Below are 18,005 nucleotides of genomic sequence, written 5' to 3'. Positions count from 1 at the left end.
TCCGGCAGGGGGTTGGCATTGGTGATTGAAAGCGGGAGCGCCGAAATGGTCAGGGGCACGGAGAACGGGCGTCAAGGCTTCGTTCATTCCGCGCTCCTCTACCACTCGCAACGGGAGTACCTGGACACAGTGGTGCCCTTCGTGCTCGAAGGTTTGGCGCTGGACGAGCCGGTCCTCGTAGCGGTGCCCGGGGACTACCTGGGCTTGATACGTGACGCGCTGGGTGGCGAGGGCTCGACGGCCGGGCTGCAGCTGGTCGACATCGCCGAGGCCGCGCGCAACCCCAGCCGATTTCTGGCGTTGGAGGGCTCGTTTGTCGAGGAGAACGCCGACCGGCGCGCGCGCATTGTCAGCCAGGTTTGCTGGCCGGAGCGCACGGCGGACGAGTTTTTGGCCTGCAAGCAGCATGAAGCGCTGGTCAACAGCGCGTTTGAAGGTCGCCAGCTGACCGCGCTGTGTCTCTACGATGCGGAACGGCTGGACGACGATGTGCTGGCAAGCGCCCGTGCGACCCATCCGCTGCTGTGGAAATGCGGCTCGCTGCAAGCCAGCGCCGACTACGCGCCGGATGACGTGCTGGCGCAGTGCAACCAGCCCCTTGCCGCTAATCCGGGCGCCGTGACCTACATGGTCCGCAAATCCGCGGACCTGCGCCCGGCGCGGTCGTTCGCGGTCAACTACGCCGGCTGGGTCGGACTGTCCCAGGACGGCATCGAAGACCTGCAACTGGTCGCCACCGAGCTGGCCACCAATAGCTTGATGTACACCGACGGCGCGTGCCGGCTGGCCTTTTGGCGCGACGATGACCACCTGGTGTGCGAGGCCCGCGACAACGGGCGCCTCGACGATCCGCTGGTGGGACGCCTCGACCCCGGTCCGACCGGCCCAGCCAGCCGCGGATTGTTTCTGGTCAACGCCATCTCAGATCTGGTCCGCACCCACACCGCCAGCACCGGAACGACGATTCAGGCATACCTGCGGCTGAATTCTTCGGCCGGGCCAATCAGCTGAAAAGGAAGGCGGCCCGCCAGGAACCGAGGTTCCCAGCGGGCCGCCTGCCCGAAAGGTCAGAGGCCTAGGCCGCCAATAACTCCGCCTAAGAGCCCGCCACTGGAGCCACCAACAAGGCCGCCACCGCCCGCGCCGCCCGCGGCGGTCGAGCATCCAGTCGGCAGTATCAGCATGGCGGCCACCCCGAGGGCGGCTGCGCCGGCTTTAAGCGTTTTCTTGGTGGATTGCGACTTCATCGTCGTGCCTTTCCGAGAGGGGACAAATCGCCGTTACGGTTACGGACACCTCCGCATACCCCGCTGTTACGCACGTGTAAACCAGATTTCGTGACGTTTCTCACGTCCGGGTTTTGTCATATGTGCACTGGCACAACGCAATAGAGGATTTTGCGTGGTGACGACGCTGCAAGACACGAATGTATGGCGTTCACGCAATGGAAACCTGCCGACGGCAGCTCCAAAGGGCGCCGTCGGAAGTCGGCCTAAGTCGGCTAGAGGGAGATGGTCAGCCCGCCGTTGCCACCCGTGCCGCCCACCGCCGTTGAACACCCACTCGGTACGAGCATCACTGCGACCAGCCCGACCGCTGCTGCGGCAACTTTAAGGGCCTTCTTGGAGGTCATCGACTTCATTGTCGTTGCCTTTCATCTGAGGGATGCATAGCCGCTCGCGGCTGAGGCGACGAGGGGATAGCCGCTATTCGACGCAGGTAAACCTGCTGTTCGATCAGTGCTGGGCGGCCGCGATTCGTTCCCACGCCGAGGAAAATCGGGTCGGCACCAGCAACACTTCGATGAACCCTCTTGCCATGGCCGCCGCGTCAAGCGCCTTCTCGGCTGCCGTCGATTTCATCGTTGTGCCTTTCCGCTGAGGGGGTGGATTTAAGCGACGACGGGATAGCCACTATTCGACCCGTGTAAACCCGATTAGGTCAGGTATGCGGGACACCCTGCCCGAAATAAAGTTGCACCAACGGACGGACGGCGTCTAATGTCGCGATCGTGCGTCTTCTCACGAGTGCCGTAGTAGCCAGTACCCGCAGCGGGGTCTGATCCAGACCGACCCCCCGCTGTGGGTCGAAAGCTACTACCGTCGGTCGTTCCTTATGACCAGAGAAGACCGACACCGTGCCTCTTACCCAGCCTCTTGTTACCCAGCCTTTTTCTAGGCCACTGCGCATTCCGGCGCCGAATCTCACCAGCGTTCCTGCCCGCCGGCGCGACGCCAACGCATGGTTCGGTGATCACTTCGGCGTCGCCTTACCGCGCGGCCTGCGGGAACAGGCCGGCGCGATGACGTGGGAAGACTTCGTGACGGCCTACGGCCACACCGCCGGCCCGCTGCGGCTCGGGCACTGGGTGTGTGCCGACACCGAGCGACCCACCGGGCGGCTCGGTCCACAGGCCCGCAATTTCCGGGCGATGATCGCCGTCGGCGATTGCATCCGCACCTCGACCGCTGCCGCCAGCGGGCCGATCGCCGCACTCACCACGATGCTGCACGAGCGCGGGATCGCGATCGAGACGTTGAAGTTTCATCAGATGGCTTCGGACGGGTGTACGGCCACGTTCATCTGCGGCAGCGACGGCATCCGTGCCGAATGGGCTGTGGGCCTGTCCGAGGACCCGACAGACTCGGCGTTGCGCGCGCTGATCGCGTGCGCCAATCGGCTGTTGGCCTGAGTTTGCCGATGCTCGAGTTCAGAGCGGGCGCAACAGAATTGGCATGCCGTCCTTCGGCACCGGCATGCCGCCGTAATCCCACTCGCACTTGTAGCCCGGGCGGGGCGGCTCCAACCGGTACTTGCGCAGCAGCCGGTGCAGAATCGTCTTGATTTCCAATTGCCCGAAGGTCATTCCGATGCACTTGTGGGCGCCCCCGCCGAACGGTGAGAACGCGTAGCGGTGCCGTTTGTGCTCATTGCGCGGCTCGGTGAATCGTTCCGGATCGAATTTCATTGGGTCCGTCCACAATTCGGGCAACCGATGATTAACTCCCGGGTACGCGATGACGTTGGTGCCTTCGGGTATGTAGTAGCCCAGCAGCTCGGTGTCGCGCACCGTACGCCGCATGGCCCACTGCACCGGCGTCACCAACCGGATCGACTCGTTCATCACCAGGTCCAGCGATTCCAGCTTCTCCAGCGCGTCGATGTCGAGCGGTCCGTCGCCAAGGCGGTCGGATTCCTCGCGGCAGCGCTGCTGCCATTCCGGGTGGGTCGCCAGGTTGTAGGCCATCGTCGTCACCGTCGACGTCGACGTGTCGTGGGCGGCCATCATCAGGAAAATCATGTGGTTGATGATGTCTTCGTCAGAGAACTTGTTGCCGTCCTCGTCCTCGGTTCGGCACAACACCGACAGCAGGTCGTCGCCCTGCGTCGCCCGCTGCTCCTTGACCCGTTCGCGGAAGTAATTCTCCAGCAGCTCGCGCGCCTTGAGTCCGCGCCACCAGGTGAACGGCGGCACCGGTGTCCGGATGATCGCGTTGCCCGCGCGGGTGGTAACCGCAAACGCCTTGTTGACCTTGGTCACCAGCTCGTGGTCGGTGCCCGGCTCGTGGCCCATGAACACCATCGAGGCGATGTCGAGCGTCAGCTCCTTCATCGCCGGGTAGAGCAGGAAGCGCGCGTCGTTGACCACCCAGTTGTTGGCGACGGTCTGCGACACCACCTGGTCCATCTGCTCGACATAGTTGACCAGCCGGGAGCGCACGAAGGCCTCCTGCATGATCCGCCGGTGGAACATGTGCTCTTCGAAGTCCAGCAGCATCAACCCGCGGTGGAAGAACGGCCCGATCACCGGCACCCAGCCCTGCTGCGAGAAGTCCTTGTTGCGGTTGGAGTAGACGACTTGCGCGGCGTCCGGGCCGAGCGCGGAGACACCCGGGAGCACCGGTGAGTCGCCGAAGATCACCGGACCCTTGGTCTGGTAGAGGTGCAGCAGATACTCCGGGCCGCCGCGCATCATCTCGACGATGTGCCCGAAGATCGGCAGCCCCGCGTCACCCATGGCGGGCTTGAGCCCGCTGCCCGGCGGTGGGTCGGCGAGTTTCCGCTCCGGGAACTGGGTGCTCAGCAGCTTGCGTTCGACCATCCCCATGCCGGGAAAGTTGTTGATCGACGGCGTGAACCGGCGCTTCGCCTGGTCGAGCAGGTAATGCGGGGTGCTGATGGTGGCGGGCATGGACGCTCCTTTGCGGACCCGGGGCTGGTGACATCCGTCACTTGCCACTATCCTTCGGGACAAAGTTGACGGCTGTCAAGTTTGCTTTTGGAGTGGTGTGGTGCAAGGTCAGGGGATGAGCAGCCACGCGGAACCGGGCGAGCCGGCGACGCGGCGGCGTGGCGACAAGCACCGGCAGGCGATCATGGCCGCGGTGCGTGAATTGCTGCAGGAGCGGCCGTTCGCGGAGCTGTCCGTCAGCACCATCAGTCTTCGGGCCGGGGTGGGCCGGTCCGGCTTCTACTTCTACTTCGACTCCAAGTACGCGGTGCTCGCGGCGATCGTGGCCGAGGCCACCCAAGAGCTCGAAGAACTCACCCAGTTTTTCGCCCCCCGCCAGCCCGACGAGTCACCGGAGCAGTTCGCCAAGCGCATGGTGGGCAGCGCCGCCGCGGTCTACGCGCACAACGACCCGGTGATGACGGCCTGCAATGCCGCCCGCTACACCGACGTCGCAATCCAGAGCATGCTCGAGCAGCAGCTCGAGGTGGTGCTGCGGGACATCGTCGCGATCGTCGAAGCGGAGATGGCAGCCGGGACCGCGAATCCGATCAGCGACGACATCCCGACGCTGGTGCGCACCCTGATCGGCACCACTTCCCTGACGCTGACCGGCGACCCGATCTTCGTCGGCCGCGACGACGATCTCGACCGCCGGGTCCGGCTTCTCGAGCAGTTGTGGCTGAACTCCTTGTGGGGTGGCGGCCGCGGATAACGCGGCCCAGTCGTTACCGGCGGTATCGTCACCCACATGGCGCAGAGGGGACCCGCGCGGTATTTCGCGGGGAAGCGCAGTCTGATCACCGGCGCGGCCAGCGGCATCGGCCGGGCCACCGCGTTGCGGCTGGCGGCGCACGGGGCCGAGTTGTTCCTGACGGATCGCGACGCCGACGGGCTGGCCCAGACCGTGGCCGACGCCCGCGCGCTGGGCGCACAGGTGCCGGCGCACCGGGTGCTGGATATCGCCGACTACGACCAGGTCGCGGCGTTCGCCGCCGACGTCCACGCCGCGCATCCGAGCATGGACGTCGTGATGAACATCGCGGGAGTGTCGGCCTGGGGGACCGTCGACCGGCTCAGCCACGAGCAGTGGACCAAGATGGTCGCGATCAACCTGATGGGTCCGATCCACGTCATCGAGACGTTCGTGCCGCAGATGGTGGCGGCCCGCCGCGGTGGGCGTGTGGTCAATGTGTCGTCGGCGGCCGGGCTGGTCGCGCTGCCGTGGCACGCCGCCTACAGCGCCAGCAAGTACGGATTACGCGGCCTGTCCGAGGTGCTGCGCTTCGACCTGGCCCGGCATCGCATCGGGGTCTCCGTCGTGGTGCCCGGGGCGGTGAAGACGCCGCTGGTCGACACGGTCGAGATCGCGGGCGTCGACCGCGACGACCCCAAGGTCAGCCGGTGGATCGACCGGTTCAGCGGGCATGCGGTGTCGCCGGAAAGGGCCGCCGAGAAGATCCTGGCCGGGGTGGCGAAGAACAGATACCTGATCTACACCTCGCAGGACATCCGGGCGCTGTACGCCTTCAAGCGGCTGGCGTGGTGGCCCTACAGCGTGGCGATGCGCCAGGTGAACGTCATCTTCACCCGGGCGCTTCGGCCCGGTCCGGCGCAACTAGGCCGGCATGACCAATTCGAGTCGCACCCCGAGTAACCGGACCGGACGGTCGAGTTCGAACAAATCCAGGACGTTGCGCGCTGCTGCGACGATGACGTCGGCATCGGTGGTCGGCACGGGCAGCTTGCGAATCTTGGTGCGGGTGTAGAACGTAGCGGTGCGCACGGTGACCGCCACCCGGGTGACGATGCGTCCCGCCGCCACGATCTCATCGAGGGCCCGCCTGGCCAATTCTGTTACCGCCGAGTCCATTTCGGATCGGTCGGTGAGGTCGCGCGGAAACGTGACGACGTGGCTGCGCGAGCGCGGGACCCACGGCTCGGCGCTGACCTCCGCGTCGCCGCCCCCCTTGGCGAGCAGCAGCAGCCACAGGCCGGTACGTGGTCCGAAGGTGGACGTCAGCAGCTCGGTATCACTATGGGCCAGTTCTCGTACCGTCGTGATATCAAGCGCTGCAAGCTTTTTCGCTGTCTTGGGGCCCACGCCCCACAGCGCGTCGACTGGACGATCGGCCATCACGTCCATCCAGTTGGCGTCGGTGAGCGTAAAAACGCCGCCCGGTTTCCCGAAGCCGGTGGCCACTTTCGCCCGCTGCTTGTTGTCGCTGATGCCGACCGAACAAGATAGCCCGGTTTCCGAAAAGACAACCGTACGAATCTGTTCGGCGACCTCGGTGGGATCGGCCGCCGTCACCGACACGTAGGCCTCGTCCCAGCCCCATACCTCGACCGGGTGCCCCAGGTCGCGCAGCAACCCCATCACCTGATCGGACGCCGCGTCGTAGGCGGCCGGATCCGACGGCAAGAACGTGGCATCCGGGCAGCGCCGAGCCGCGGTGCGCAACGGCATGCCCGCGTGTACCCCGAACTCGCGGGCCTGGTACGAGGCGCAGGTGACGACCTTGCGCGGTTCGGAGGGATCGCCGCTGCCGCCGACGATGACGGGCAACCCGGCCAGCTCGGGATGACGGCGCAGCTCGACCGAGGCCAGAAACTGGTCGAGATCGACATGCAGGACCCAGCTCGTCGTCGGCGAGGCCATCCGGTCAGGTCACCGCCCACACAGCTTGCGCGCCAGGCTCTCCCAGGCATCGCCCAGGCTCTCGAGGGTGTGGCCGCCGTAATTCAGTTGGTGCTCAACGTAATCCGCGTCGAGCAGGGCCAGCAGCGCGTCGGTCTGCACATCGAGATCGCCGCTGGTGTCGGCCGCCTGCAACAGCACCCGCACATGGGTGCGCTGCACCGCCGCGGCCCCGACGTGCCGGGTAAGCGGGTCGCCCTTGGCGGCCGACAGCAGCGCGTGGTGGGTGTGCACGAAGCACAGGCGGTCGCGGCCGAATGCCACCAGTCGATCCATCGGCGGCGCGTCGGGTCCCAGCGGCGGCGGGCCGAACAGGAAGGCCTGCTGGCTGGCGCGTTCGTCCTCGTCGAGCAGCACCATCATCAGGCCGGCCCGACTGCCGAACCGGCGGAACAGCGTGCCCTTGCCGACTCCGGCGGCCGCCGCGACGTCGTCCATCGTGACCCCGTCCGCGCCGCGCTTGGCGACCAGGCGCCGTGCTGCCTGCAGCAACAGCTCCCGGTTGCGCGCCGCGTCACCCCGCTCCTGGGGCAGCTCGCGTCGAGCTGACACGGGCAATTCGCCCAACCTCTCGACACCGCTCATCACTGCACTTTAACGCGGCCGGAATAAAACGGACTATAGTCCGCTTAACTCATGCGAAGATGTAGACCATCAACCGAAGGGAACGAAACAGTGGCGGAAATCAAAGTCCTCGCGTTGGTAGGAAGCCTGCGCGCGGCATCAATAAATCGTCAAATCGCCGACCTGGCGGTTGACGTGGCTGACGACGATGTCACGGTGACCGTGTTCGAGGGGCTGGGCGACCTCCCGTTCTACAACGAGGAGATCGACGACTCGATGAATGCCGAGGCCGCAGCGCTCGCGCCGGTGGTTGCGTTACGCGCCGCGGCGGCCGAGGCGGATGCGGCCCTGGTGGTGACGCCCGAGTACAACGGCAGCTATCCGGCGGTCGTCAAGAACGCCATCGACTGGCTGTCGCGCCCGTTCGGCGACGGTGCGCTGAAAGACAAGCCGCTGGCCGTCATTGGTGGGGCGTTCGGCCGGTACGGCGGCGTCTGGGCGCACGACGACACCCGCAAGTCGTTCGGCATCGCCGGCGCGCGGGTGATCGAGGGCATCAAACTGTCGGTGCCGTTCGCAACGTTGGAGGGCAAGCCGGCCGCCGAGCATGCCGAGCTGGTGGCCAATGTGCGTGACGCGGTTGGCAAGCTCACGGCCGAAGTCGGCTGAATTTGGCGGTATCCAACAAGCCGCCCGCCCGGTGACCAGCAGCGTTCGAGGAAGTGAATAGCTAAAGCCGCCAGCTCGTGCTGGCGGCTTTGCTAGCGGCGGGTAGCTGTGCGGACGGCGGGCTCGTTGTCGGTGGCCGGTGCTATACCTCTACCCATGGGCGTCCCAGGCGGGGTTTGTGATCTGCGACACGCCGGGGCGTGTCGGTGTGACATGGCTTACGACCAGGGAATTTCAGAATTGTTATTCAGAACATCTTGTATCTGCAGATCTTGTCAGCCACTAGGTGTAGTGTTTCGAAGGCCGGCAGATCCCAGGTTCGCCAAGCCAGCACGGCCCAGTGAACCTCCCGGAATCGGCTCGAACACGTCGAAGCAAGGGCTTCGAACCGAGGGCCGCAGGACGGGAATCTGGGAGCTTGACGGATCGCTGAACATAGCGGCGATGTAGTGCCCCAAGCAGTTGCCAGTCCATAGCAAATTTTCCGACCTTCCTTCCCCACAGAGGAGCGGCTTCAATGAGCATCACCGTGTACACCAAGCCGGCATGTGTGCAGTGCAGCGCCACCTACAAGGCGCTCGACAAGCAGGGTCTGGCCTACGAAAAGGTCGACATCAGCTTGGACACCGAGGCGCGTGACTACGTGATGGCGTTGGGCTATCTGCAGGCCCCCGTCGTGGTGGCAGGAAACGACCACTGGTCGGGCTTCCGGCCCGATCGCATCAAGGCGCTCGCCGGAGCCGCGCTCAGCGCCTGACGTAGTAGATGAGCAAGTAAGGAGGTTGCGGTGCCATGGATAGCACGCAGCGCAACCTGGTCTATTTTTCGTCGGTGTCGGAGAACACCCACCGCTTCGTTCAGAAGCTGGGTGTTGCTGCCACGCGAATCCCGCTGCACGGCCGCATCGAGGTCGACGAACCGTACGTATTGATATTGCCCACGTACGGCGGCGGTAAGGCCACGCCGGACATCAACAACGGTGGCTATGTCCCCAAGCAGGTCATCGCCTTTTTGAACAACGAGCACAACAGGTCGTTGATCCGCGGCGTCATCGCCGCGGGCAACAACAACTTCGGTGCCGAATTCGCCTATGCGGGCAACGTGGTTTCCCGCAAATGTGGCGTGCCCTACCTCTACCGCTTCGAACTGATGGGTACCCCGGACGACGTGGACGCCGTTCGCGCGGGCTTGGAAGATTTCTGGAAGGACCAGACGTGCCACCAACCGTCACTGCAGAGCCTGTAACCACCGGAGCCCACGCGCTGCCGGGGGAGACCGACTACCACGCGCTCAACGCGATGCTGAATCTGTACGACGCCGACGGCAAGATTCAGTTCGACAAGGACCGCGAGGCCGCGCATCAGTACTTCCTGCAGCACGTCAACCAGAACACGGTCTTCTTCCACAATCAGGACGAGAAGCTCGACTACCTGATCAAGGAGAACTACTACGAGCGCGAGGTGCTCGACCAGTACAGCCGCAACTTCGTCAAGACGCTGCTGGACCGGGCCTACGCCAAGAAGTTCCGGTTCCCGACCTTCCTCGGGGCCTTCAAGTACTACACCTCGTACACGCTGAAGACGTTCGACGGTAAGCGCTACCTCGAGCGCTTCGAGGACCGCGTCGTCATGGTGGCGCTGACGCTGGCCTCCGGTGACACCACGCTGGCCGAGAAGCTCGTCGACGAGATCATCGACGGCCGGTTCCAGCCGGCCACCCCGACGTTCCTGAACTCGGGCAAGAAGCAGCGCGGCGAGCCGGTGAGCTGCTTTCTGCTGCGCATCGAGGACAACATGGAGTCGATCGGGCGCTCGATCAACTCTGCGCTGCAGCTGTCCAAGCGCGGCGGGGGAGTCGCGTTGTTGCTGAGCAACATTCGCGAGCACGGTGCGCCGATCAAGAACATCGAGAACCAGAGCTCGGGCGTCATCCCGATCATGAAGCTGCTCGAGGACTCGTTCTCCTATGCCAATCAGCTGGGCGCACGCCAAGGTGCCGGCGCGGTCTACTTGCAGGCCCACCACCCGGACATCTACCGGTTCCTGGACACCAAGCGCGAAAACGCCGACGAGAAGATCCGCATCAAGACGCTGAGCCTGGGCGTGGTGATTCCCGACATCACCTTCGAGCTGGCCAAGCGCAACGAGGACATGTATCTGTTCTCGCCGTACGACGTCGAGCGGGTCTACGGCGTTCCGTTCGCCGACATCTCGATCACCGAGAAGTACTACGAGATGGTCGATGACGCGCGCATTCGCAAGACCAAGATCAAGGCGCGCGAGTTCTTCCAGACGCTGGCCGAGCTGCAGTTCGAGTCCGGCTACCCGTACATCATGTACGAGGACACGGTGAACCGGGCCAACCCGATCGAGGGCAAGATCACCCACTCGAACCTGTGCTCGGAGATCCTGCAGGTCTCCACGCCGTCAATCTTCAACGAAGACTTGTCCTATGCCAAAGTGGGCAAGGACATTTCGTGCAACCTCGGCTCGCTGAACATCGCCAAGGCGATGGATTCGCCGGATTTCGCGCAGACCATCGAGGTGTCGATCCGGGCGCTGACCGCGGTGAGCGACCAGACCCACATCTGGTCGGTGCCGTCGATCGAGCAGGGCAACAACGACTCTCACGCCATCGGCCTCGGGCAGATGAACCTGCACGGCTACCTGGCCCGGGAGCGGATTCTCTACGGCTCCGAAGAGGGCATCGACTTCACCAACATGTACTTCTACACCGTGCTGTATCACGCGCTGCGGGCATCGAATCGCATTGCGATCGAACGCGGTCACGCGTTCGGTGGCTTCGAGCGCTCGAAGTACAAGTCGGGCGAGTTCTTCGACAAGTACACCGAGCAGGTGTGGGAGCCGGCCACCGAGCGGGTGCGGGAACTGTTCGCCGAGGCCGAGATTCGCATTCCAACGCAAGAGGATTGGCTGCGCCTCAAGGAGTCGGTGCAACAGCACGGCATCTACAACCAGAACCTGCAGGCCGTGCCTCCGACGGGGTCGATCTCCTACATCAACCACTCGACCAGCTCGATCCACCCGGTCGCGTCCAAGATCGAGATCCGCAAGGAAGGCAAGATCGGGCGGGTCTATTACCCGGCGCCGTATCTGACCAACGACAACCTGGAGTACTACCAGGACGCGTACGAGATCGGCTACGAGAAGATCATCGACACATACGCCGCGGCCACCCAGCACGTGGACCAGGGTCTGAGCCTGACGTTGTTCTTCAAGGACACCGCCAACACCCGCGACGTCAACAAGGCGCAGATCTACGCCTGGCGCAAGGGAATCAAGACGCTGTACTACATCCGGCTGCGGCAGATGGCCCTGGAAGGAACCGAGGTCGAGGGCTGCGTGTCCTGCATGCTGTGACGCCTGGCGACGAGTCTGCGCAGGTCAGCGGCTACAGCGCGGTATGGTGCTTGATGTGGTGAGAATGCCCCGACCCGCTAGACCCCACCCGAGCGTGAAGCCGGGGGCGAAGGTCGACGCGCGCAGCGAGCGTTGGCGTGAACACCGCAAGAAGGTGCGCGGCGAAATCGTCGAGGCCGCGTTCCGGGCGATCGACCGGCTGGGTCCGGAGCTCAGTGTGCGGGAGATCGCCGAAGAGGCCGGCACCGCCAAGCCGAAGATCTACCGCCACTTCCACGACAAGTCGGACCTGTTCCAGGCGATCGGCGAGCGGCTGCGCGACATGCTGTGGGCGGCGATCTTCCCGTCGATCGACCTGGCCAACGACTCGGCCCGCGAGATCGTCCGGCGCAGCGTCGACGAGTACGTCACCCTGGTCGACCAGCATCCCAACGTGCTGCGCGTCTTCATCTCGGCGCGCTCCGGAGCGACCACCGAGTCGACCGTGCGCACGCTGAACGAGGGCCGTCAGATCACCTTGACGATGGCCGACATGTTCGACAACGAGCTCCGGGACTTCAAGCTCGACCATGCCGCCTTCGAGCTGGCCGCGCACGCGGCCTTCGGGTCGGCCGCGTCGTCCATCGAGTGGTGGTTGGGCGAACCCGGCAGCCCGCGGCGCATGCCGCGCGATCAGTTCGTGGCCCATCTGACCACGATCATGATGGGGGTCATCGTCGGCACCGCCGAGGCACTGGGCATCGCGGTTGACCCCGATCAGCCGGTGCACAGCGCCGTGCGAAGCAACCCGGCGGCCAGCTGAGCAGCGGCGACTGCGTTGACATCGCCACAGCCATCGGCAACACTCGTCGTATCCGATACCCTGGGTACTGGGTATTTGCGTTAGCCACCCGGAGGTAGACATGAGGTGCGCCGGCTAACGCGCGAGCTGATAGGCCAATAGAAGGACCGATCCACCGTGACCGATGCATTGACACAAGCCGAAGCAAACCCAGTTCCGGGGCGCGAGGCCCCGACGCCCGTGCATACCCGCGCGCTGATCATCGGGACCGGGTTCTCCGGCCTCGGTATGGGCATCAAGCTGCAGCAGCAGGGTGTGGACTTCGTGATCCTGGAGAAGGCCGACGACATCGGCGGCACCTGGCGCGACAACAGCTACCCGGGGTGCGCATGCGACATCCCGTCACACCTGTACTCGTTCTCCTTCGAACCCAAGCCGGACTGGAAGAACCCGTTCTCCTACCAACCCGAGATCTGGGACTACCTCAAGGGAGTCACCGAGAAATACGGGCTACGCCGCTACATCGAGTTCAATTCGCTGGTCGACCGCGCCCATTGGGACGACGACGAGCACCGCTGGCACGTGTTCACCACTGACGGACGCGAATACGTCGCCCAGTTCCTGATCTCCGGCGCCGGCGCGCTGCACATCCCGTCGGTCCCCGAGATCGACGGGCGGGACGAATTCCGCGGTCCCGCTTTCCATTCCGCCCAGTGGGACCACAGCGTCGACCTCACCGGCAAACGGGTCGCGATGATCGGGACCGGCGCCAGCGCGATCCAGATCGTGCCGGAGATCGTCGGGCAGGTCGGCGAACTTCAGCTCTACCAACGCACCCCGCCGTGGGTGGTCCCGCGGTCGAACCCGGATCTCCCGGTTGCGGTGCGCCGCGCCATGGCGACCGTTCCGGGGCTACGGGCGCTGGTGCGGCTGGCGATCTATTGGGGCCAGGAGGCGCTGGCTATCGGTATGACCAAGCGGCCGAACCTGCTGAAATTCATTGAGGTGTACTGCAAATACAACATCCGCCGCTCGGTCAAGGACCGCGAGCTGCGCCGCAAGCTGATCCCGAACTACCGGATCGGCTGCAAGCGAATCCTGAACTCGTCAACGTATTACGGCGCGGTCGCCGACCCGAAGACCGAACTGATCACCGAGGGCATCACCCGGATCACGCCCGACGGGATCGTGACGGCCGACGGCACCGAGCGAGGGGTCGATGTGATCGTCTACGGCACCGGCTTTCACGTCACCGACTCCTACACCTACGTCCAGATCAAGGGACGCCACGGCGAGGACCTGGTCGACCGGTGGAACCGCGAGGGCATCGGCGCGCATCGGGGGATCACCGTCGCCGACATGCCCAACCTGTTCTTCCTGCTCGGCCCCAACACCGGGCTGGGGCACAACTCCGTGGTGTTCATGATCGAGTCCCAGATCCGCTACGTCGGCGATGCGATCAAGAAGTGCGACAAATTCGGCGCGCAGGCGCTGTCGCCGACCCGTGCGGCGCAGGACAAGTTCAACGATGAGCTGCAGGAGCAGCTGAAGGGCTCGGTGTGGAACAGCGGCGGTTGCAGCAGCTGGTACCTCGACGAGCACGGCAAGAACACCGTGTTGTGGGGCGGCTACACCTGGCAGTACTGGCGGGCGACCCATTCGGTCAAGCCCGACGAGTATGAGTTCTTCGGCGTGCGCACCGGCTCACGCGCCAACCGCGCGGCGGCCGTCCAGAGCTGAGCCCCGCCAAGTAGGCAGAAACCCCAGGCTATTCACCAATACCAATTCGTCCTAGTCTGGGAGTTCAGCCTTCGTCTGGGACACTGGGAGGGAAATTGAGCGCCTATCAGACCGTCGTGGTCGGCACCGATGGCTCGGACTCGTCGCTACGTGCGGTGGACCGCGCGGCCGCGATTGCCGCGGATAACGGCGCGAAACTGATCGTCGCGACGGCGCATCCCCCCGTCCCCGAGGAGAAGGGCCGTTACGCCATCCCGCCGGGGAGCGACCACGGTCAGGACTACCGGACGGTGGGCGAGGCCCCCTACTACGCGATCCTGCGGGAAGCCGCGATCCGGGCGCGCAAAGCCGGGGCCCAGAGCGTGGAGGAGAAGTCGGTCGTCGGTGCCCCCATCAACGCGCTGGTGCAGCTGGCCGAGGAGGCCCATGCTGACCTGCTGGTCGTCGGCAACGTCGGGCTCGCCAGCGTCGCCGGGCGGCTGCTGGGATCAGTCCCTTCGGAGGTCTCCCGCAGGTCCAAGATCGACGTCCTGATCGTCCACACCGCCGAGTGATGATCGGCTAGACGTCGGCCGAAGCCGTTGCAGCGCTGGGTTGTTCGCTTGATTGCTTGGCAAAGGACCGCAGGTTCAGGCGCACGATCCGGTCCAGCACCCGGTCGGAGACGACGCGGCTGATCCGCACCAGCATCGCGGCGTCACGCCCGATCGTGTAGCGAGTCCGCGGGCGAGACGCGGTGGCCGCCTTGGCGATCACCTTCGCGGCGTGTTCGCTCGAAACGCCGATCTCGCCGAACGATCGGGCCTGTGCCGTGACGGCGGCCGCGAGGTCGCCGTAACGTGCGAGTTGGGCGGCGGTCAGTTCCGCCAACAGTCCCTCCGCGGTGGCGATTCCGCGCTCGGCCATCTCGGTCTTGACCGCGCCGGGTTCGACGACGACCACCTTGATGCCGAGCTCGGCGACCTCACGCCGCAACGCATCACTGACCGCCTCGAGGGCGAACTTCGAACCGGCGTAGGCGCCGTACGTCGGCAAGACCACCTTCCCGCCGACGGAGCTGATGTTCACGACGGTGCCGGAGCTGACGAGCAAAGCCGGCAACAGCGCCTGGGTCATCGCGATGTGGCCGAACAGGTTGACCTCGAACTGCTTGCGCCACTGGGCAATCGGCAAGGTTTCCACCGGAGCGTTGATCGCAATGCCGGCGTTGTTGATCAGCGCACGCAGCGGCCGACGCAGCGGGTCGCCCGCGACGCGGTCCGCGACCGCGGCCACATCCGATTCCATCGTGATGTCGAGGATGACCGGTTCTAGCCCCTCAAGCCCGTCAGCTACTAGCGCGTCGGCGTCGGCGTCGCGACGTACACCGGCTAGCACGTGAAAACCTCTGCCCGCCAACTCTTTAGCCGTCGCCGCGCCAATTCCCGTAGACGCGCCGGTCACGACGATCAGCTCCTGACGGTCGGCGCGATTCGATGAATTCATGATGGTCTCCATCCGGGGCGGGTCTTTGAGTTGACGTTGTTAACTGAAGCTAGGCGCTTGAGTTGACATTGTCAACTGAAACGCTGGCCTATGCTCGGCGGGTGACGACACGAGCGGAGAGTGCCGCGGCGACCCGCCGCTCGCTGCTCGACGCCGCGGAGGTACTACTCGACCTCGGCGGAGTCGAAGCGGTCACGCTGCGTGAGGTGGGCGCTCGGGCCGGTGTTTCGCACTCGGCGGCGTATCGCCACTTCGCCGACAAGGAATCGCTGCTCGCGGTCCTGGCCACGAACGCGTTGAGCGAATTGGGCGACCTCCTTCAGGCTTTGGTCGATGGCGACGATTCACCCGAGGAGTCGTTGCGCTCCGGTCTACTGTCGCTGATCACCCTCGGCCGCACCCGGCCCCACCTGTACCGGCTGATGTTCACCCCGCCGGCGGGAGACCCGACCGAGGCGATGCGGGTGGCCGAACGCGCGCAGGATCTGTTTCTCGACGTCGTGGGTCGCATTACGGGTCCTGCGCAGGCGCGACGGTATGGGGCGCTGCTGTTGACCAGCGCCCATGGCATCACGGGTTTGGATTTGAGCGGCCACATGGATTTGGACAAGTGGCACACCAATGCCGAGGAACTCGTCGACACGCTCATCTCGGTGTTGCCCAAAGCGAAATAGTTCAGCGGCGCAACAGGTTTACGAACGCACTCGCGGCCGCGTCCACCCCGGCGTCGTCGTTGGTGGCCACCAAATCCAGCAGCAGCCCCCGGGTGACGGCCAGCCCGAGTCGCACCATCGCAGGGTTTGGCGGCCCTTCCGCGGTGGCAACCACCGCGCCCAGCCAGTCGTTGACTGCGCCGGGAATCATTTGGGCGAACGGCTTTTCGCCGTGGGCGGCGCGCGCGTAGCACTCGAAGAAGAGCCGCTCCAACCGGCGTAGCTCGGGCCGGCGTAGATCCGCCCACATCGCGGCGAAGCCTTCGGCCGGATCCGTCGGCAATTCGGAGAGCAGGCCCATCTGGCGGTGCTCGACCTCCTCGACGACTGCCAGAAGCAGCTCCTCCCGAGACCCGAAGTGGTGCAGCAACATTCGATGGCTGGTGCCGACGGCGCCGGCTACCTCGCGCAGTGAGCGGTCGCCGATGCCGCCGTCGGCGAACTCGTCGATCAGCGCGTCGAGGAGATGTCGGCGCCGGCCAACGTCAGGGGTGCGGACCACTGACGCGGCTGAGCTGCTCCGATCGGGCCTTGAGTCCTCGGGCTTCCAGTTGGAGAAAGCGCTGGGTCTTCTTGGCCATCAGCCGCCCGACGAGCGCTCCGAGCGGACCGCTTTGGTCGAGTTGCTGGCGCACCAGGGTGCGGCCGTCGGGTTGACCGGTGACGTCGTGGCGGGCGGTCACCAGCGAGCCGGGGGAGCGTTGCACCCACGTCCAGGACAAACCGGGGTCGATCTCGGTGACCCGCCAGACCAGCTTCTGCATGCCGGGCTGCTTGATCGCGAACCGGTTGCCGACGGCGAGGCCGGGTCCGTCCAGTCCGACAAGGGATGTCACCGACGCGGTCCAGTCGGGCCAGTGCTCGACATCGGTGAAGACATCCCATACCAACTGTGGCGCGGCATCGATCTCGATGCTGTCTTCGTTAAACATGTACCAAATGGTACATCGCGCGGAGTGCGCTGCAAAGAGACCGGGGCCACCGGATTCCACATCACCGACTCCTGCTCAACCGGCCGCAATCGCCCGAATGAAGTAGCCGACTACGCTATCTCGCGTTCCGATTGCGCGATAAATCTTTTCGAGACAACGGATTACGTGTCACGAGAGGAGCAGGAAATGTCGGACTTGAGTGTGGCAGCTTCGCTGCCGAAGGCGTTGGTTGCTCGCCTGCGAGAGCTTGAGAAGCAGCCTGGCATGCAGGTGAATCGCGTTCCGGTGGTGGCAGTACCAGTCGGTCAACGCGAGATTCTCGACGCCGTGGGCGACGCGGTGCCGGGGTTGGATCTTGCCCCGCTCACGACCCTCGCCACGCTGAGCCCGCGCCGGCCTGCGGTCGACGGAGTCGCATGGCTCGATTTCGAGACCGTCGCCTACTACACCGCTGGCAGCAATTCATTCGCCTCGGTCGGAACCTTCTCGGGCAACGCGCAGTTTGAGCCGTATCTGCGGCTCACGCTGGCGAATGCGCCGACGGGGAGAGGGGTTCTGGTCACTTGCCGGGCGACAAGCATTGCCGTAGGACCGCACTACCCGGGGTACTACCACGTCGCAGGGCCGGGCGTGGCAGCCAGCTTCGAGGACAACGCCAGACCCACCACGTTCACGTTCATCGTCCCGGCTGGTGGGAGCGGTCCCGTCGAGATCAAGATAACCACCGACGCCGACAGGATTCAGCTTTGGGGTTTCCATGACTGCACGATCACTCAGATCTGATCGAGGCCGACCCGCTTAGCGCACGT

21 protein-coding genes are annotated in these 18,005 nt (G+C 64.9%); 13 read left to right on the top strand and 8 right to left on the bottom strand.

What is annotated here, in order from left to right; all coding sequences use genetic code 11:
- The first annotated feature begins 21 nt into the window (after nt 1-21).
- Nucleotides 22-1,011, top strand: coding sequence for a sensor histidine kinase (locus LMQ14_RS19385; RefSeq protein WP_267731138.1), 990 nt, complete (start codon nt 22-24; stop codon nt 1,009-1,011).
- 490 nt (nt 1,012-1,501) lie between these two features.
- On the opposite strand, the gene LMQ14_RS19380 is transcribed toward LMQ14_RS19385, so the two are convergent.
- Both LMQ14_RS19380 and LMQ14_RS19375 read right to left on the bottom strand, forming a co-directional pair.
- The gene (locus LMQ14_RS19380; RefSeq protein WP_267731137.1) at nt 1,502-1,633 is read right to left on the bottom strand and encodes a hypothetical protein; all 132 of its coding nucleotides are present in this window, start codon (nt 1,631-1,633) and stop codon (nt 1,502-1,504) included.
- Nucleotides 1,634-1,736: 103 nt separating this feature from the next.
- Nucleotides 1,737-1,862, bottom strand: coding sequence for a hypothetical protein (locus tag LMQ14_RS19375; RefSeq protein ID WP_267731136.1), 126 nt, complete (start codon nt 1,860-1,862; stop codon nt 1,737-1,739).
- Between the two features lie 326 nt (nt 1,863-2,188).
- Between LMQ14_RS19375 and LMQ14_RS19370 the strand changes: the two genes are divergently transcribed.
- Nucleotides 2,189-2,692 carry a homocitrate synthase gene (locus tag LMQ14_RS19370; RefSeq protein ID WP_420714698.1) on the top strand — a complete coding sequence of 168 codons (504 nt, stop codon included), beginning with the start codon at nt 2,189-2,191 and terminating at the stop codon, nt 2,690-2,692.
- An 18-nt stretch (nt 2,693-2,710) separates the two neighbouring features.
- Here LMQ14_RS19370 and LMQ14_RS19365 read toward each other — a convergent pair whose 3' ends face one another.
- A complete protein-coding gene (locus LMQ14_RS19365; protein WP_267731135.1) occupies nt 2,711-4,192 on the bottom strand; it encodes a cytochrome P450 in 1,482 nt (493 codons plus the stop codon).
- A gap of 115 nt (nt 4,193-4,307) precedes the next feature.
- On the opposite strand from LMQ14_RS19365, the gene LMQ14_RS19360 reads away from it, so the two are divergent.
- Both LMQ14_RS19360 and LMQ14_RS19355 read left to right on the top strand, forming a co-directional pair.
- Nucleotides 4,308-4,946: a TetR/AcrR family transcriptional regulator gene (locus LMQ14_RS19360; protein WP_267731134.1), complete on the top strand. Its 639-nt coding sequence runs from the start codon at nt 4,308-4,310 to the stop codon at nt 4,944-4,946.
- Nucleotides 4,947-4,982: 36 nt separating this feature from the next.
- On the top strand, nt 4,983-5,888 hold the full coding sequence (locus LMQ14_RS19355) for an SDR family oxidoreductase (RefSeq protein WP_267731133.1): 906 nt from the start codon (nt 4,983-4,985) through the stop codon (nt 5,886-5,888).
- On the opposite strand, the gene LMQ14_RS19350 is transcribed toward LMQ14_RS19355, so the two are convergent.
- Nucleotides 5,850-6,893, bottom strand: a complete 1,044-nt coding sequence (locus LMQ14_RS19350; RefSeq protein WP_267731132.1) for a DNA polymerase IV — start codon at nt 6,891-6,893, stop codon at nt 5,850-5,852. The two genes, LMQ14_RS19355 and LMQ14_RS19350, sit on opposite strands and share 39 nt — an antisense overlap.
- 9 nt (nt 6,894-6,902) lie before the next feature.
- A complete protein-coding gene (locus LMQ14_RS19345) occupies nt 6,903-7,517 on the bottom strand; it encodes a TetR/AcrR family transcriptional regulator (RefSeq protein WP_267731131.1) in 615 nt (204 codons plus the stop codon).
- Nucleotides 7,518-7,568: 51 nt separating this feature from the next.
- Here LMQ14_RS19345 and LMQ14_RS19340 point away from each other — a divergent pair, with 51 nt between their 5' ends.
- The 7 genes from LMQ14_RS19340 (at nt 7,569) to LMQ14_RS19310 (ending at nt 14,620) form a co-directional block, all read left to right on the top strand.
- On the top strand, nt 7,569-8,165 hold the full coding sequence (locus tag LMQ14_RS19340) for an NADPH-dependent FMN reductase (protein WP_267731130.1): 597 nt from the start codon (nt 7,569-7,571) through the stop codon (nt 8,163-8,165).
- A 517-nt stretch (nt 8,166-8,682) separates the two neighbouring features.
- Nucleotides 8,683-8,922: a redoxin NrdH gene (locus LMQ14_RS19335; protein WP_085226080.1), complete on the top strand. Its 240-nt coding sequence runs from the start codon at nt 8,683-8,685 to the stop codon at nt 8,920-8,922.
- 35 nt (nt 8,923-8,957) lie between these two features.
- Nucleotides 8,958-9,410: a class Ib ribonucleoside-diphosphate reductase assembly flavoprotein NrdI gene (gene nrdI / locus LMQ14_RS19330; RefSeq protein ID WP_267731129.1), complete on the top strand. Its 453-nt coding sequence runs from the start codon at nt 8,958-8,960 to the stop codon at nt 9,408-9,410.
- Nucleotides 9,380-11,545: a class 1b ribonucleoside-diphosphate reductase subunit alpha gene (nrdE, locus tag LMQ14_RS19325; RefSeq protein WP_267731128.1), complete on the top strand. Its 2,166-nt coding sequence runs from the start codon at nt 9,380-9,382 to the stop codon at nt 11,543-11,545. Before nrdI ends, nrdE begins: the two co-directional genes overlap by 31 nt.
- 64 nt (nt 11,546-11,609) lie before the next feature.
- Nucleotides 11,610-12,347 carry a TetR/AcrR family transcriptional regulator gene (locus tag LMQ14_RS19320; protein WP_420714545.1) on the top strand — a complete coding sequence of 246 codons (738 nt, stop codon included), beginning with the start codon at nt 11,610-11,612 and terminating at the stop codon, nt 12,345-12,347.
- 168 nt (nt 12,348-12,515) lie between these two features.
- A complete protein-coding gene (locus tag LMQ14_RS19315; protein WP_267735598.1) occupies nt 12,516-14,066 on the top strand; it encodes a flavin-containing monooxygenase in 1,551 nt (516 codons plus the stop codon).
- Nucleotides 14,067-14,161: 95 nt separating this feature from the next.
- Nucleotides 14,162-14,620 (top strand): universal stress protein, encoded by a 459-nt coding sequence (locus LMQ14_RS19310; RefSeq protein WP_267731126.1) that lies wholly within the window; start codon nt 14,162-14,164, stop codon nt 14,618-14,620.
- Nucleotides 14,621-14,627: 7 nt separating this feature from the next.
- Here LMQ14_RS19310 and LMQ14_RS19305 read toward each other — a convergent pair whose 3' ends face one another.
- Nucleotides 14,628-15,551: an SDR family oxidoreductase gene (locus tag LMQ14_RS19305; RefSeq protein ID WP_267731125.1), complete on the bottom strand. Its 924-nt coding sequence runs from the start codon at nt 15,549-15,551 to the stop codon at nt 14,628-14,630.
- 101 nt (nt 15,552-15,652) lie between these two features.
- Between LMQ14_RS19305 and LMQ14_RS19300 the strand changes: the two genes are divergently transcribed.
- Nucleotides 15,653-16,225, top strand: coding sequence for a TetR/AcrR family transcriptional regulator (locus LMQ14_RS19300; RefSeq protein WP_267731124.1), 573 nt, complete (start codon nt 15,653-15,655; stop codon nt 16,223-16,225).
- Between the two features lies 1 nt (nt 16,226).
- Here the strand turns inward: LMQ14_RS19300 and LMQ14_RS19295 are convergent, their stop codons facing one another.
- Entirely contained in the window at nt 16,227-16,766 is a 540-nt protein-coding gene (locus LMQ14_RS19295) for a TetR/AcrR family transcriptional regulator (RefSeq protein WP_267731123.1), read from the bottom strand.
- A complete protein-coding gene (locus LMQ14_RS19290; protein WP_267731122.1) occupies nt 16,750-17,196 on the bottom strand; it encodes an SRPBCC family protein in 447 nt (148 codons plus the stop codon). Before LMQ14_RS19290 ends, LMQ14_RS19295 begins: the two co-directional genes overlap by 17 nt.
- A 24-nt stretch (nt 17,197-17,220) precedes the next feature.
- Between LMQ14_RS19290 and LMQ14_RS19285 the strand changes: the two genes are divergently transcribed.
- The gene (locus LMQ14_RS19285) at nt 17,221-17,979 is read left to right on the top strand and encodes a hypothetical protein (protein ID WP_267731121.1); all 759 of its coding nucleotides are present in this window, start codon (nt 17,221-17,223) and stop codon (nt 17,977-17,979) included.
- The last annotated feature ends 26 nt before the right edge of the window (nt 17,980-18,005 follow it).

Source organism: Mycobacterium sp. Aquia_213 (assembly GCF_026625985.1).
In the GTDB taxonomy this organism is placed as follows: domain Bacteria; phylum Actinomycetota; class Actinomycetes; order Mycobacteriales; family Mycobacteriaceae; genus Mycobacterium.
Note: the sequence above shows the minus strand (reverse complement) of the source record. Positions and strands in the feature narration are given on the sequence as shown.